The organism is Parasphingomonas puruogangriensis (assembly GCF_036663635.1).
GTDB lineage: Bacteria > Pseudomonadota > Alphaproteobacteria > Sphingomonadales > Sphingomonadaceae > Sphingomonas.
In genome coordinates, this window is sequence record NZ_JAXOJI010000002.1 from 402,629 (window position 1) to 417,209 (window position 14,581).

15 protein-coding genes and 1 tRNA gene are annotated in these 14,581 nt (G+C 64.0%); 1 reads left to right on the forward strand and 15 read right to left on the reverse strand.

The window, feature by feature from the left end:
- Positions 1 to 41: 41 nt before the first annotated feature.
- From U1739_RS07340 to cpdR, 4 genes are all read right to left on the reverse strand, one after another.
- On the reverse strand, positions 42 to 206 hold the full coding sequence (locus U1739_RS07340; RefSeq protein WP_332705861.1) for a hypothetical protein: 165 nt from the start codon (positions 204 to 206) through the stop codon (positions 42 to 44).
- Positions 188 to 1,012, reverse strand: coding sequence for a TylF/MycF/NovP-related O-methyltransferase (locus U1739_RS07345; protein WP_332705864.1), 825 nt, complete (start codon positions 1,010 to 1,012; stop codon positions 188 to 190). The genes U1739_RS07340 and U1739_RS07345 overlap by 19 nt, the downstream gene beginning before the upstream one ends.
- Before the next feature lie 298 nt (positions 1,013 to 1,310).
- A tRNA-Val gene (locus U1739_RS07350) sits at positions 1,311 to 1,385 on the reverse strand.
- A 76-nt stretch (positions 1,386 to 1,461) separates the two neighbouring features.
- On the reverse strand, positions 1,462 to 1,839 hold the full coding sequence (gene cpdR / locus U1739_RS07355) for a cell cycle two-component system response regulator CpdR (RefSeq protein ID WP_332705867.1): 378 nt from the start codon (positions 1,837 to 1,839) through the stop codon (positions 1,462 to 1,464).
- A gap of 112 nt (positions 1,840 to 1,951) precedes the next feature.
- Here cpdR and U1739_RS07360 point away from each other — a divergent pair, with 112 nt between their 5' ends.
- Positions 1,952 to 2,797 (forward strand): N-formylglutamate amidohydrolase, encoded by an 846-nt coding sequence (locus U1739_RS07360; protein WP_332705870.1) that lies wholly within the window; start codon positions 1,952 to 1,954, stop codon positions 2,795 to 2,797.
- Positions 2,798 to 3,187: 390 nt separating this feature from the next.
- Here the strand turns inward: U1739_RS07360 and lpdA are convergent, their stop codons facing one another.
- The 11 genes from lpdA to U1739_RS07415 form a co-directional block, all read right to left on the reverse strand.
- Positions 3,188 to 4,579, reverse strand: coding sequence for a dihydrolipoyl dehydrogenase (gene lpdA, locus U1739_RS07365; RefSeq protein ID WP_332705873.1), 1,392 nt, complete (start codon positions 4,577 to 4,579; stop codon positions 3,188 to 3,190).
- Positions 4,572 to 4,943 carry a DUF5615 family PIN-like protein gene (locus tag U1739_RS07370; protein ID WP_332705876.1) on the reverse strand — a complete coding sequence of 124 codons (372 nt, stop codon included), beginning with the start codon at positions 4,941 to 4,943 and terminating at the stop codon, positions 4,572 to 4,574. The genes lpdA and U1739_RS07370 overlap by 8 nt, the downstream gene beginning before the upstream one ends.
- 3 nt (positions 4,944 to 4,946) lie before the next feature.
- Complete coding sequence (locus U1739_RS07375) at positions 4,947 to 5,183, reverse strand: DUF433 domain-containing protein (protein WP_332705879.1); 237 nt, start codon at positions 5,181 to 5,183, stop codon at positions 4,947 to 4,949.
- Between the two features lie 11 nt (positions 5,184 to 5,194).
- On the reverse strand, positions 5,195 to 6,436 hold the full coding sequence (gene odhB, locus U1739_RS07380) for a 2-oxoglutarate dehydrogenase complex dihydrolipoyllysine-residue succinyltransferase (RefSeq protein ID WP_332705882.1): 1,242 nt from the start codon (positions 6,434 to 6,436) through the stop codon (positions 5,195 to 5,197).
- Between the two features lie 100 nt (positions 6,437 to 6,536).
- Positions 6,537 to 9,476 carry a 2-oxoglutarate dehydrogenase E1 component gene (locus U1739_RS07385; protein WP_332705885.1) on the reverse strand — a complete coding sequence of 980 codons (2,940 nt, stop codon included), beginning with the start codon at positions 9,474 to 9,476 and terminating at the stop codon, positions 6,537 to 6,539.
- Positions 9,477 to 9,629: 153 nt separating this feature from the next.
- Positions 9,630 to 10,514, reverse strand: coding sequence for a succinate--CoA ligase subunit alpha (sucD, locus tag U1739_RS07390; protein WP_332705887.1), 885 nt, complete (start codon positions 10,512 to 10,514; stop codon positions 9,630 to 9,632).
- 44 nt (positions 10,515 to 10,558) lie between these two features.
- Positions 10,559 to 10,855 carry a GIY-YIG nuclease family protein gene (locus tag U1739_RS07395; protein ID WP_332705890.1) on the reverse strand — a complete coding sequence of 99 codons (297 nt, stop codon included), beginning with the start codon at positions 10,853 to 10,855 and terminating at the stop codon, positions 10,559 to 10,561.
- 74 nt (positions 10,856 to 10,929) lie between these two features.
- Positions 10,930 to 11,892 carry a malate dehydrogenase gene (gene mdh / locus U1739_RS07400; protein ID WP_332705893.1) on the reverse strand — a complete coding sequence of 321 codons (963 nt, stop codon included), beginning with the start codon at positions 11,890 to 11,892 and terminating at the stop codon, positions 10,930 to 10,932.
- A 119-nt stretch (positions 11,893 to 12,011) separates the two neighbouring features.
- Complete coding sequence (zapE, locus tag U1739_RS07405; RefSeq protein ID WP_332705896.1) at positions 12,012 to 13,127, reverse strand: cell division protein ZapE; 1,116 nt, start codon at positions 13,125 to 13,127, stop codon at positions 12,012 to 12,014.
- Between the two features lie 175 nt (positions 13,128 to 13,302).
- Entirely contained in the window at positions 13,303 to 14,088 is a 786-nt protein-coding gene (locus U1739_RS07410) for a succinate dehydrogenase iron-sulfur subunit (protein ID WP_332705899.1), read from the reverse strand.
- An 81-nt stretch (positions 14,089 to 14,169) separates the two neighbouring features.
- The gene (locus U1739_RS07415; RefSeq protein ID WP_332705902.1) at positions 14,170 to 14,481 is read right to left on the reverse strand and encodes an ArsR/SmtB family transcription factor; all 312 of its coding nucleotides are present in this window, start codon (positions 14,479 to 14,481) and stop codon (positions 14,170 to 14,172) included.
- Between the last annotated feature and the right edge of the window lie 100 nt (positions 14,482 to 14,581).

The window sequence follows — 14,581 nt, forward strand, 5'->3', positions numbered from 1 at the left end:
CGATCACCTGCTCGGCCCCTTGTGAGCCGAGCAGGTGATCGTCACTTGGCGATGATCACCGAGCCGGCAAAGTCCGGCAGCGGCACACAGGCGGCACCCGACGTCTTCAGGAACTGATCCACCGCGCTGCGCACGCCCATGTAGCGGCGGTTGTTATAGTCGTGCACGAAGATGTAGCCGCCACGGCTTAGCCGCTCGTAAAACATTCCAGCCCCGCCAGTGTCGGCTCGTACAGATCGACATCGAGGCTGACAAAGGCGAAGCGCTCCTCGATCCCGCTTGCCGTCTCGGGGAAATAGCCCTGGAAGATCTTGATCTGGTCGGGGTACGGCATCTTGCCCATCACCAAGGCGACGCTAGTATTGGCGAAATCGCCCACCGACGCCGTGGAAAAGCTCTGCCCGGCCTCGGACCCCAGATCCTTTTCCGAAAAGCCCGAAAAGGTATCGAACAGATAGAGCGGGCGATCGGGGAACAGCGTGTTGAGCAGCATCGCCTGATCGCCCTGATAGACGCCCAGTTCCGCGATCGCCCCGTCGACGCCCAGATTGGTGATCTGCCGCGCGGCCAAACGAAACGCCTGGTTGCGCACGAAATCGCGCTGCGGCGCGTCGATCACTTCGTCGCTCGCCATCGGATCGAGATACATCGTCGCCAGCCCCATTGGCGGCAGCGTCAGCCCCAACGTCTCGGTCAGGATGCGCAGGTCGCGGTTGGCCGCCTGGTGCAGCTTCTGGCTGTAACTCGGATAGAAGGCGACGATCTTGTCTTCGGGAACGCCGTTGCCGATCAATCCCGCGGCGATCGCATCGACCGCGCGCGCGGCAATGACGACATAGTCGAAATCGAGATCGCGCAGCACGCTCGGCGCAAGCACCTGATGCCCGGAAACGACGCTGCCGTGCTTGGACGCATCATTGTCCATCAGCCCGACGATCTCGACTGTGTCGGGCACCATGCTCAGGAAATCCAGCGCAGCGCTACCGGTACCGAAAAGTATAATACGGCTCAAAAACTCTCTCCACGATAGGTCGCTGAGGACGACGGCAAGGCGCCTGCAAACATCGTCGTCTGGCGTAGATCAAAGATCGATATGTATCCCGGCTGCTGGATCGTCGGCGGCCAGAAGACAGCGTAACGCTAGTGCCTTCCCCTGCCCCGTGTCGAGCAATAGCCTCAGCAAATGAAGTAATATTTGCGCGTTGCTGCAACAACGCTCCGGCCAGCTTCGCTAATCCACGGGCCGCCCCCGCCGCCAATCGCCAGACGCAAAAAAGCCCCGGCACTCGAGGAGTGGCCAGGGCCTTTAATGGTGGGCGTGGCAAGGATTGAACTTGCGACCCCTGCGATGTCAACACAGTGCTCTACCACTGAGCTACACGCCCACGTGCTGCGGCGAACCGTAGCGAGCGGCGGCTTTAGCGAAGGCTTTGCCCCTGCGCAAGCGCCGCCATGCGTTATTCAGACATTGCCGCTGACATGCTCCAGCTCGAACATCCGATCGACCTCCAGCACGAGATCGCGCAGGTGGAACGGCTTGGACAGGACCCGCGCCTGCGGCACCGTTTTGCCCGCCTTCAGCGTCACTGCGGCAAAGCCGGTGATGAACATCACGCGCAGCTGCGGCACCATCTCGCCGGCGCGCTGCGCCAGTTCGATGCCGTCCATTTCGGGCATCACGATATCGGTCAGCAGCAGGTCGAAATGTTCGGTTTCGAGCAACGGGATCGCCGCCGTGCCGCGGTCCACCGCGCTCACCGCATAGCCCGACCGTTCGAGCGCACGCGTGAGATATTCGCGCATCACCCGGTCGTCCTCGGCAAGCAATATTCTGATCATGCAATTGGTCATCCGTCCGTGCTGGGCGCCAGTCTATGCCCAAAGCACTTAAGAAATTCCAGCCGAGCCAGACGAATTGCCGCGGCGCACCGCGCGGCATAGGGTGGCCCCGATGCCCACCCCCCTGCCCTTCGATCTTTATGGCCCCGATCATCCGGTCAGCCCGGTCGTGCTGTCGGTGCCGCATGCCGGGCGCGACTATCCGCTGGCGCTGCGCGCCGCGCTGCGCGTGCCGGTCCAGGCGCTGGTGCCGCTGGAGGATCGCCATGTCGATACGCTGGCGATCGCCGCGCGCGCCAGCGAGACGATGCTGGTCCAGCGCATCGCCCGCGCCGCGATCGATCTCAACCGCGCCGAGAACGAACGCGATCCGCACATCGATAGCGGTGCCGACCGGCGCATGTTGGGCCTGCCCTCGGCCAAGCTGCGCGGCGGGCTGGGCCTGATCCCCAGGCGCATCGCCAGCGCCGGCGAACTGTGGCGCCGCAAGCTTGACGGCGAGGAAGTGATGGCGCGCATCGCCAGCGCGCACCGCCCCTATCATGCCGCGCTGCAGGCGGCGCTGGCGCGGGCGCAGGCGGTGTTCGGCGTGGCCGTGCTGCTCGATCTGCATTCCATGCCATCGCTGCCCGGCGGGGCGCAGATCGTGCTCGGCGATCGCTTCGGGCGGTCGTCGGCGGCATCGTTCGTCGCGCGGCTCGAGGCGGCGGTATGCGCCGCCGGTTTGTCCTGTGCGGTCAACACGCCGTATGCCGGCGGCCACATCCTCGATCGCCACGGCGCGCCGGCGCGCGGCGTCCATGCCGTCCAGGTGGAGTTCGATCGCGCGCTCTATCTCGATGCCACGCGCGACCTGCCCGGGCCAGGGCTGCCCGCGATGGCGCGCTTGCTGCGCCGTATGATCGACGCTTTGGCGGACGAGGCGCTGGCCGGATCGACCCCGCTCGCCGCCGAATAAAGCCTAAAAAAAACCACCCCGTGCTTTCGCACGAGGTGGCCAAGGTTCAGGGAGGAGCTCACCTGAAAGGTGAGCAGCAAGACCCGCGAAAGGGGGGGACACGAGCCCTGCCAAACGGATATAGGAAAGCCGCTTTCGGGCTTCAAGAGCTTTTTTGTGCGCTTGCGAGACGATCGCGATAATCTTTCCGACCGCCGCACAACCGGCCCAAACAGGGGCAAATGCCGCGTCGGACAGTGCCACTGCACGGCGCGGCCCGACCAGATATCGACGCCCCCCTTACCCGTCACCCCGGCCTTGAGCCGGGGCCCAGCTTCTCACTTCTGACGGATCACAAGAAGCGGGCCCCGGGTCAAGCCCGGGGTGACATGGTAAGCACCGTGCCTCGCTTTAAACGTGGATCGCCTTGCCGCGCACGGCCATTGCCGCTTCCTTGATCGCCTCGGAATGCGTCGGGTGCGCGTGGCAGGTATAGGCGATGTCTTCCGACGTTGCGCCGAACTCCATGCCCAAGCCCGCCTCGGCGATCATCGTGCCGGCGACGCTGGCGATCGCCCACACGCCGAGCACGCGGTCGCTCTTGGCGTCGGCGATGATCTTCACGAAGCCGTCGGGCTCGTGATTGGTCTTGGCGCGGCTGTTGCCGGCCATCGGGAACTTGCCGACCTTGATCTCGCCCTTCTCGCGCGCCGCTTCCTCGGTCAGGCCGACACCGGCGATTTCCGGCCAGGTATAGACCACGCTCGGGATCACGTCGTGATTGACGATGCCGGTCTGCCCGGCGATGTTCTCGGCCACGGCAATGCCCTCATCCTCGGCCTTATGCGCCAGCATCGGGCCGGGGACGACGTCGCCGATCGCCCACACGCCGGGGACCGCCGTCTGGAAGCGGTGATCGATCTCGATCTGCCCGCGCTGGTTGGCGGTAAGCCCGGCCTTATCCAGCGCCAAACCATCGGTGTTGGGGCGGCGGCCGATCGACACGAGCACGCAATCCGCCTCGATCGTGGTCGCTTCGCCACCCGCGGCGGGCTCCAGCGTCAGCGTCGCCGTCTCGCCCGACACGGCCACGTTGGTCACCTTGGTCGACAGCACGAACTCGATGCCCTGCTTCTTGAAGATCTTGTTCGATTCTTTGCGGATCTCGCCATCGAAGCCGGGCAGGATCTGGTCGAGGAACTCGACACAGGTCACCTTGGCGCCGAGCCGGCGCCACACGCTGCCCAGTTCCAGCCCGATCACGCCGCCGCCGATGACCACCATGTGCGTCGGCACCTTCTCCAGCTCCAGTGCGCCGGTCGAATCGACCACGATCTTCTGGTCGATCGTCACGCCGGGCAGCGGGGTGACCGACGAGCCGGTAGCGATGATGATGTCCTTGCCGGTCACCGAACGCTCGCCGACCTGCACCGTATGCGCATCGACGAACGCGCCGCGCCCCTTGATCCACTCGACCTTGTTCTTCTTGAACAGGAAGGCGATGCCGTTGGTCAGCTGCTTGACCGCATCGAGCCGCTGCGCATGCATCTGCGGCAGATCGAGCTCGGGCGTGACCTTGATGCCCATTTTGGCCATCGTGCCGTTGGCTGCGGCATCGAAATATTCGCTGGCATGCAGCAATGCCTTGGAGGGGATGCAGCCAACGTTGAGGCAGGTCCCGCCCAACGTCTCGCGGCTCTCGATGCACGCGGTGCGCAAGCCCAGCTGCGCTGCGCGGATCGCCGCGACATAGCCGCCGGGGCCGGAGCCGATTACCAGAACGTCGAAATCATAGTCAGCCATGTTCAATTCCCAAAGGCAAGCTGCGGACGTCGCCGCTCGGTTCGATGACGATGAAGCGGCCGCGTGGTTCGAGTGCCCCCTTCCCAAACATCGCAATGAATGTCTGGGAAACAAGAAGGGCTTGGTCGGGACGGCCGCGCATATAGACGACGCCGGGTGGCGGCGGCTGAAGTTCGTGAAAGATCATTCGACTGAAGTCCGCATCGAACGTTACGAGAATCCGATCTTCGTTGCGGGACCGGCCCATGATGTCATCGTCATGGGCCGCCGGGTCGGCTTCCGCGATGACGAGACAGTCATGGTCGAGCGCGCGAAGTGCCCTTGCCACTATCAACGGGACATTTTCGTCGATAGTGAATCGCACCCCTTACGCAGCCTTTGGCACGGTGGCGTAAAGCTGCTCCGCGATGATTTCGCGGGAAAAGGCAAACACCGCTTTCAGCGCATCGGGCGACAGACGGGGATAGTTTTCGAAGATTTCCGCTTCGCTCCACCCCGCCGCCAACCAATCCAGAATGATCTCGACCGATATCCGCGTGCCCTTCACCACCGGCTTGCCGCCGAGAATGCCTGGGTCCGAGTGGATATGGTCGCGCCAATTCATCGCTGCATCCCTTACAGGTCGATCAAGATACGGGTCGGATCCTCGATAGCATTTTTCAGCGCCACGAGGAACGTCACCGCTTCACGCCCGTCGATCAGCCGGTGATCATAGCTCAGCGCCAGATACATCATCGGCCGGATCACGATCTGCCCGTTCACCACCACCGCGCGGTCCTCGATGCGGTGCAGGCCGAGCACGGCCGACTGCGGCGGGTTGATGATCGGGGTCGACATCAGCGAGCCGAACACGCCGCCATTGGAGATGGTGAAGGTACCGCCCTTCATCTCGTCCATCTTCAGGCTGCCATCCTTGGCGCGGCGGCCGAAATCGCCGATCGTCTTCTCGACCTGCGCCACCGACATCTGATCGGCATCGCGCACCACCGGCACCACGAGCCCGCCCGGCGACGACACCGCGACCGAGATATCGGCATAATCGTGATAGACGATCTCATCGCCCTCGATCGAGGCGTTGACGCTCGGAATGTCCTTCAGCGCCATGCACGCGGCCTTCACGAAGAAGCCCATGAAGCCCAGCCGCACGCCATGCTTCTTCTCGAACAGATCCTTGTACTTGGCCCGCGCCTCGATGACGGCGGTCATGTCCACGTCGTTGAACGTGGTCAGCAAGGCGGCGGTGTTCTGCGCTTCCTTCAGGCGCTTGGCGATCGTCTGGCGCAGCCGCGTCATGCGCACGCGCTCTTCCTTGCGGCCGGTCGATGCAGCGATCGACGGCGCGACGGCGGCCTCGGCGGCAGGCGCCGGCACTGGCTTGCTGCTGGCGGCGGTGGCGACGTCGTCCTTGGTGATGCGGCCGTCCTTGCCGGTGCCCTTGACGGTCGAAGGATCGACGCCGTGTTCGAGCACCGCGCGGCGCACCGACGGGGACAAAGCAGCCGGGCCATCGCTCGGCGCGGCCGGCGCCTGCTGCCCGGCCGTGTCGGCCGGCGATGCTCGCGCGGCCGGCGACGACAGGACCGCCGGCTGCGGCGCGGCGGCCGTGGCGGGCGCCGCGTCCCCCGCATCGATCGTCGCGATCATCGCGCCGACCAGCACGGTCTCACCAACCTGCACGGCATGCTGGCCCATCACGCCGGCCACCGGGCTCGGCACTTCGACCGACACCTTGTCGGTTTCCAGGCTGGCGATCGGCTCATCGACGGCGACCTTGTCGCCGGGCTGCTTGAGCCATTCGCCGAGCGTCGCTTCGGTGATCGATTCGCCCAGGACGGGGACTGTTACTTCGGTTGCCATCTTGCTCACTTCCTATTGTGCTCCTGCGAACGCAGGAGCCTAGGGTTACTCTGTCGGACCCTGGGTTCCTGCGTTCGCAGGAACACAAGGATGCCGGCCCTTAATTCTTCTGCGTGCGGCGAATTTCACCGCGCACATTATGGCCCAGCGCATCGGCGACGAGCGCCGCCTGCTCCAGCTGGTGACGCCGCATCAAACCGGTGGCCGGCGATGCCGAAGCCGAGCGCCCGGCATAACGCGGCCGCTTCACCGCGCCATCCGCCTCGATCAGCGCCTGTTCGATGAACGGCTCGATAAAGCTCCACGCGCCGTTATTCTTGGGTTCTTCCTGCGCCCACACCACTTCTTCGAGGTTGGTCAGCGCCTTCAAGCGCTTGACCAGTGGCTCGCCTGGGAAGGGATAGAGCTGCTCGAGCCGCACGATCGCGGTGTTCTGGTCGCCCGCCGCGTCGCGCGCTTCCATCAGATCGTAGGCGACCTTGCCGGTGCACAAGACGAGCCGCTTGACGTTCTCCGCCGCCGGGGCCGAGGGGTCGCTGAGGATACGCCGGAAATGACTGTCGCCGGTGAAATCCGCCGCTTGTGACACGGCCAGCTTGTGGCGCAGCAGCGATTTGGGCGTGAACACGACCAAAGGCTTGCGGAACGAGCGATGCATCTGCCGGCGCAGCAGGTGGAAATAATTGGCCGGCGTGGTGCAATTGGCGACCTGCATATTGTCCTGCGCGCACAATTGCAGGAAACGTTCGACCCGCGCCGAGCTATGCTCCGGCCCCTGCCCTTCATAGCCGTGCGGCAGCAGCATCACCAGGCCGTTGGCGCGCAGCCACTTGGCCTCGCCGCTGGCGATGAACTGATCGATCATGATCTGAGCGCCGTTCATGAAGTCGCCGAACTGCGCTTCCCACAGCACCAGCGTCTTCGGATCGGCCAGCGCATAGCCATATTCGAAGCCGAGCACGCCATATTCGCTCAAGGGGCTGTCGAGCACTTCGAAGCTGCCATGCTCCATCGTCTGCAGTGGCACATATTTGTGCTCGTCGGTCTGATCGACCCACACCGCATGACGCTGGCTGAACGTGCCACGGCCCGAATCCTGGCCTGACAAACGCACGCCATAGCCTTCCGACAGCAACGCGCCGAAGGCCAAGGCCTCGCCCGTCGCCCAATCGAAATTGGTGCCCGACTTGAACATCTCGCGCTTGGCATCGAGCACGCGGTTGAGCGTCTTGTGGACGGTCAGCCCCTCGGGAACCGTGGTCAGCGTGCGGCCGAGCGAGTCGAACAATTTCTGCTCAATCCCCGTCTCGACGCTGCGCCGCGCGGTCTCGGCATCGGCCGGCGCGTGCAGCCCGGACCAGCGCCCGGCGAACCAGTCGGCCTTGTTCGGCTTATAGTTCGCCCCCGCCTCGAACTCGCCTTCCAGCAAGGTCGTGAACTGCTTGATATTGTCGTCGACCCAGGCGCGATCGATCACCTTCTGCTCGATCAGCTTGGCGGCATAGACTTCGCTGACCGGCGGATGCGCGCGGATGCGATCATACATCAGCGGCTGGGTGAAGCTCGGCTCGTCGCCCTCGTTATGACCGAAGCGGCGATAGCACCACATGTCGATCACCACGTCGCGGTGGAATTTCTGGCGGAATTCGATCGCCATCTTGGTGGCGAAGGTCACCGCCTCGGGATCGTCGCCATTGACGTGGAAGATCGGTGCCTGGACGCCCTTGGCGACGTCCGACGGGTAAGGCGACGAGCGCGCAAACTGTGGCGACGTCGTGAAGCCGATCTGGTTGTTGATCACGAAATGCACGCAACCGCCGGTATTGTAGCCGCGGATGCCGGAGAAGCCGAGGCACTCCCACACGATGCCCTGGCCGGCGAACGCCGCGTCGCCGTGGATCAGCACCGGCAATGCCGCGGTATGCTCGGTATCGCCGGCAATTGTCTGGATCGCGCGGACCTTGCCCAAAACGACCGGATCTTCGGCCTCGAGATGCGAGGGATTGGCAACCAGCGACATATGCACGCTGATGCCGTCGAACTCGCGGTCCGTGCTGGTGCCGAGGTGATATTTCACGTCGCCCGAACCGGCCACGTCGTCGGGGTTATCCGATCCGCCGCCAAATTCGTGGAAGATGATGCGGAACGGCTTGGCCATCACGTTGGTCAACACGTTCAGGCGGCCGCGATGCGCCATGCCGAAGACGATCTCGTTGACGCCCATCTGGCCGCCATATTTGATCAGGCTTTCGAGCGCCGGGATCATGCTCTCGCCGCCGTCGAGGCCGAAACGCTTGGTGCCAACATACTTCCGGCCGCAGAATTTCTCCCACTGCTCGGCTTCGATCACCTTGTTGAGGATCGCCTTCTGGCCAAGCGCCGAAAATTCGATCGCCTTGTCCTTGCCTTCCATCCGCTCCTGCAGGAAGCGGCGCTCCTCGACATCGGAGATGTGCATGAATTCGAGGCCGACATTGCCGCAATAATTGGCGCGCAGCGTGTCGACGAGTTCGCGCACCGTGGCCCATTGCAGCCCCATCGTGCCGCCGAGATAGACCGGGCGATCGATGTCCGCTTCGGAGAAGCCGTGATATTCGGTCTTGAGATCGGCCGGCAGCTCGCGCGTCGGCTTGAGCCCCAGCGGATCGAGATTGGCGGCCAGATGCCCGCGCACGCGGTAGGTGCGGATCAGCAGCATGGCACGGATCGAATCCGCGGCGGCCTTGGCGATCGCATCCTGGCTGGGGGCAGCGGCCGGTGCCGCCGCAGCGGCCGGCTTGGCGCCGCCGCGGGCGGGCTTTGGCGCCGGCTCCATCTGCGTCGGATCGAGCGCCGAGGTCAGGTCGTCGGTGCTGCTGAGCGGCCAATTGGCCTGCTCCCAGCTCGGCCCCTGTGCGGAGCCTTCCAGCCCCTCGAACCAGGTGCGCCACGATGGCTCGACGCTGTCGGGCGATTCCTTGAACCGCGCATACAGCGTCTCGATGAAGGCGGGGCTTACGCCACCGGCAAAATCCGCGAAATCCTGGCCTTCATAGCCCATAACACTTACCTCTACTTCCCCTCTCCCATGGGGAGAGGGAGGGGCCCGCCCGCGAAGCGGGTGGGAGGGTGAGGGCGACGACTAGGCATTGTGCCCATCACCCTCATCCGGCCCTAACGGGCCACCTTCTCCCACAGGGAGAAGGGTTTAGGTTTAACCGTTCAACACCGCCAGCAAGGTCGTGCCGAGTTCGCTGGGCGAATCCGCCACGCGAATACCGGCCGCTTCCATCGCCGCGATCTTGTCTTCAGCACCACCCTGGCCGCCCGACACGATTGCCCCGGCATGGCCCATGCGGCGGCCCGGAGGCGCCGTGCGGCCGGCGATGAACCCTGCCATCGGCTTGCTGCGGCCGCGCTTGGCTTCGTCGCGCAGGAACTGCGCGGCTTCTTCCTCGGCCGAGCCACCGATCTCGCCGATCATGATGATCGACTTGGTCGCATCGTCGGCCAGGAACAGCTCGAGCACGTCGATGAAGTTGGTGCCGTTGACCGGATCGCCACCGATGCCTACCGCAGTGGTCTGGCCGAGCCCGGCGTTCGAGGTCTGGAACACCGCCTCGTAGGTCAGCGTACCGGAGCGCGACACGACGCCGACCGAGCCTTCCTTGAAGATCGAGCCCGGCATGATGCCGATCTTGCACTGGTTGGGGGTCAGCACGCCCGGGCAGTTCGGGCCGATCAGGCGCGACTTGGAGCCCGACAGCGAGCGCTTGACATTGACCATGTCGAGCACCGGAACGCCCTCGGTGATGCACACGATTAGCGGGATCTCGGCATCGATCGCCTCGAGGATCGAATCCGCCGCGAAGGGCGGCGGCACGTAGATCACGCTGGCCGTCGCGCCGGTGGCATGAACCGCTTCGGCCACCGTGTTGAAGTTCGGCAGGCCGAGATGCGTCGTGCCGCCCTTGCCCGGCGTCACGCCGCCGACCATCTGCGTGCCATAGGCCAGCGCCGCCTCGGTATGGAAGCTGCCGGTCTTGCCGGTCATCCCCTGTGTGATGACCTTGGTATTCTTGTCGACGAGGATGCTCATGCCAGCTCCAAACTTTTGTTCCCCCGCGAAGGCGGGGGTCAGACCTAAAACAAAGACTCGAACAGATCGTCCCAGTCCGGATTCATCTTTTCAATTTCCGTCAGCTTCCAAAGCCGCTTCCATTTCTTCATCTGCAATTCGCGAAGCCGGGCGCCATCGATCGTGTCATGTGCCTCGTACCAAACCAGCGTCTTGCAGCCGTATTTCTTCGTAAACCCTTCAACCAGACCAGTACGATGCTGATAGGCTCGGGCGGGAAGGTTCGACGTTACTCCGATATAGATCGTGCCGTTTTTGGCACTCGCCATAATGTAAACGTACCCTGCCCGTTCCTCGCGCATCGCCCAGCCCCTTGTTCCCCCGCGAAGGCGGGGGCCCAGACTGGGCTCCCGCCTTCGCGGGAGCACAATGGCGCTCAGTTCAGCGAGCTATCAATCCCCTTGCAAGCGACCAGCAGCTCCTTGACCGCATCAACGCTCACGGCAAGGTTGCCCTTGGCTTCCTCGTCCAGCGCGATCTCGACGATCTGCTCGACACCGCCGGCGCCGATCACCACAGGCACGCCGACATACAGGTCATCGATACCGTACTGGCCGGTGAGGTGCGCCGCCGCCGGCAGCACGCGCTTCTGGTCGTACAGATAGGCTTCGGCCATCGCGATGCCGCTGGTCGCCGGCGCGTAATAAGCCGAGCCGGTCTTGAGCAACGCGACGATCTCGCCGCCGCCGGCGCGGGTGCGCGCGACGATCGCGTCGATCTTCTCCTGGGTCGAACGGCCCATGGCGATCAGATCGGGGATTGGGATACCCGAGACGGTCGAATATTGGATCACCGGCACCATCGTGTCGCCGTGGCCGCCGAGCACGAAGCTGGTGACGTCCTTGACCGACACCTGGAACTCTTCCGCCAGGAAATGGCTGAAGCGCGAGCTATCCAGCACGCCGGCCATGCCGACGACCTTGTGATGCGGCAGGCCGGAAAATTCGCGCAGCGCCCAAACCATTGCGTCCAATGGGTTGGTGATGCAGATCACGAATGCGTCCGGCGCGTTGGCGGCGATGCCCTCGCCGACCGCCTTCATCACCTTGAGGTTGATGCCGAGCAGATCGTCGCGGCTCATGCCCGGCTTGCGCGCCACGCCGGCGGTGACGATGATCACGTCGGCGCCGGCGATATCGGCATAATCGTTGGTGCCGGTAATCTTGCCCGAGAAACCTTCGACCGGGCCGCACTGCGAGAGATCGAGCGCCTTGCCCTGGGGAATGCCCTCGACCACGTCGAACAGCACGACATCACCGAGATTCTTGAGCGCCGCGAGATGCGCGAGCGTCCCGCCGATGTTCCCCGCGCCGATAAGCGCGATCTTCTTGCGGGCCATCCATCGTCCTTCGAAGTTGCTAAAGTTGCCGCGCTCTAGGCCTGTTTGGCCTGTGGGGCAACCGCTAAAGCATTGCTGGACCAGCAATATTGCAAATCGTTCGCAATATCAATAAGAGCTCACTCCACGCCATGGCCCGCGGCGAGATAGTCTTCCGAGCGCATTTCCTCGAGCCGGCTGACCGTGCGGTCGAACTCGAACCGCCCATCCCCGGTCTCGTACAGGCAATCCGGCTCGGCATCGGCGGCGGCGAGCAGCTTGACCTTATATTCGTACAGCGCATCGATCAGCCCGACGAAGCGCGCCGCCTCGTTGCGACTGTCCGGCCCTAGCTTGGGGATGCCGACCAGGATCACCGTATGGTATTTGCGCGCGATGGCGAGGTAATCGGCGGTACCGCGATTGTCGCCGCACAGCTTCTTGAAGCTGAACACCGCGACGCCCTTGATGCTCTTGGGCACGTGCAATGTGCGCCCGCCCTGCACCGCAATCTCCTCGCTCGGCACATGCTCGCGATCCTCGACCGGAAAGTCGGTCAGGCGGAAGAATGCGTCCGACAATTGGCGCGTGGCCTCGGGACCGTTGGGCACCAGCCAGGTCTGCTGGCTGCCCAGGCGATCGCGGCGGTAATCGACCGGCCCGTTCAGGGTCAGCACGTCGAGCTTGGCCTGGATCAGCGCGATGAAGGGCAGGAAATGCTCGCGGTTGAGCCCGCCGAGATACAGATCCGACGGCGGCCGGTTGGAGGTGGTGACGATCACCACGCCTTGCGCGAGCAATTCGGTGAACAGCCGCGACAGGATCATCGCATCGGGGCTGTTGGTCACCATCATCTCGTCGAACGCCAGGCAGAGCGCCTCCGCGGCGATGGCATGCGCCACCGGGACGATCGGATCGCCCAATTCCTTGGCGCGCTCGGCCGCGATGCGCTGATGCACTTCGAGCATGAACTCGCCGAAATGGACGCGGCGCTTGGCGGTGATCTTCAGGCAATCGAAGAACAGGTCCATCAGCATCGATTTGCCGCGCCCGACCCCGCCCCACAGATACACGCCGCGCGGCGCCTCGGGTTTCTTGGCAAACAGGCGGGAGAACATGCCGCCGCTGGCGGTGGGGGCCTCCAATTCGGTCGCCAGCGTGGCCAGCCGCGCCGCCGCGGCGGCCTGTTCGGCATCGGGCCGGAGCTCGCCCGAGGCGATCAGCGCATTGTAGGCGGAGAGGACGTTGGTCGGCATCGAGGGTATCTTTCCGGTTAAGCGGCGATCCCCTCTTTCCCTTCTCCCATCGGGAGAAGGTGGCGCGAAGCGCCGGATGAGGGTGACTTAGCTTACGGGGCTATCGTCGCCCTCACCCTTCCCACGCCTGCGGCGCGGGGCCCTTCCCTCTCCCGTCGGGAGAGGGAAATAATCATCAAACGATGCGCTCGACTTCCAGCTTCTTGATCTCGGCGATCGCCTTGGCCGGGTTGAGCCCCTTGGGGCAGACATTGGCGCAGTTCATGATCGTGTGGCAGCGATACAGGCGGAACGGATCCTCCAGCTCGTCGAGCCGCTCGCCGGTCATCTCGTCGCGGCTGTCGGCCAGCCAGCGATAGGCCTGCAACAGGATCGCGGGCCCTAGGAACTTGTCCGAATTCCACCAGTAAGACGGGCACGAGGTCGAGCAGCAGGCGCACAGGATACACTCGTACAGCCCGTCGAGCTTCTCGCGATCCTCCGGCGACTGCAGCCGCTCCTTGCCCGAGGGCGGCGGCGTCACCGTCTGCAGCCACGGCTTGATCGAGCTGTACTGCGCGTAGAAATGCGTGAAATCGGGCACCAGGTCCTTGATCACTTCCATGTGCGGCAAGGGCGTGATCGTGATGTCGCCCTTCACGTCGTCCATCGCGGTGGTGCAGGCGAGCCCGTTCTTGCCGTCGATGTTCATCGAGCACGATCCGCAAATGCCCTCGCGGCACGAGCGGCGGAAGGTCAGCGAGCTGTCCTGCTCCGACTTCATCTTGATCAGCGCATCGAGCACCATCGGCCCGCACGAATCCTGATCGATCTCGAACGTGTCGTAGCGCGGGTTTTCAGCCGTATCGGGATCGTAGCGATAGACTTTGAAATTCTTGATCCGCTTGGCGTCGGCAGCGGCCTTGTGGACCTTGCCCTTCTTCGTAACGATGCTGTTTTTCGGCAGCGAGAATTCGGCCATGCTCTACGGTCCCTAAGGCGGATAGCTATTGCAGGTTCGGCTATGCCTTTCGCACTCGCAGCGCAACCCCTTCCCGCAGCCTTAGGCGGGGCGATTGGCCAGCACGCTATCGAGCAGACCGGGGAAGCGCGCATCGAATTGCTCGCGACGCAGCGTGTTGATCATCTGGCGACCCTCGGCCCGGGTTTCAACCAGTCCGGCGCTGCGCAAGATCCTCAAATGGTTGGAAATCGTGCTCTTGGGAATGGCGGCGGCGGGCGTCGCCGCGCCGCAATTGAGATTGCCGGTACAGGCCAGCAAGCCGACCATCTGCAGCCGCACGGGATCGGACAGCGCATGCAACGCAGCCGACAGGCTGACATCGGCAAGATTGGGATGGACAAGCTGTTGCATCGCCACACGATATGGGGATTTCAGGCGTGGAGAGCAAACCGGGCGTGGTTGTGGCCCGCCGACATGCTCCGTGATTCCCCGTCACCCCGTTCCGTCACCC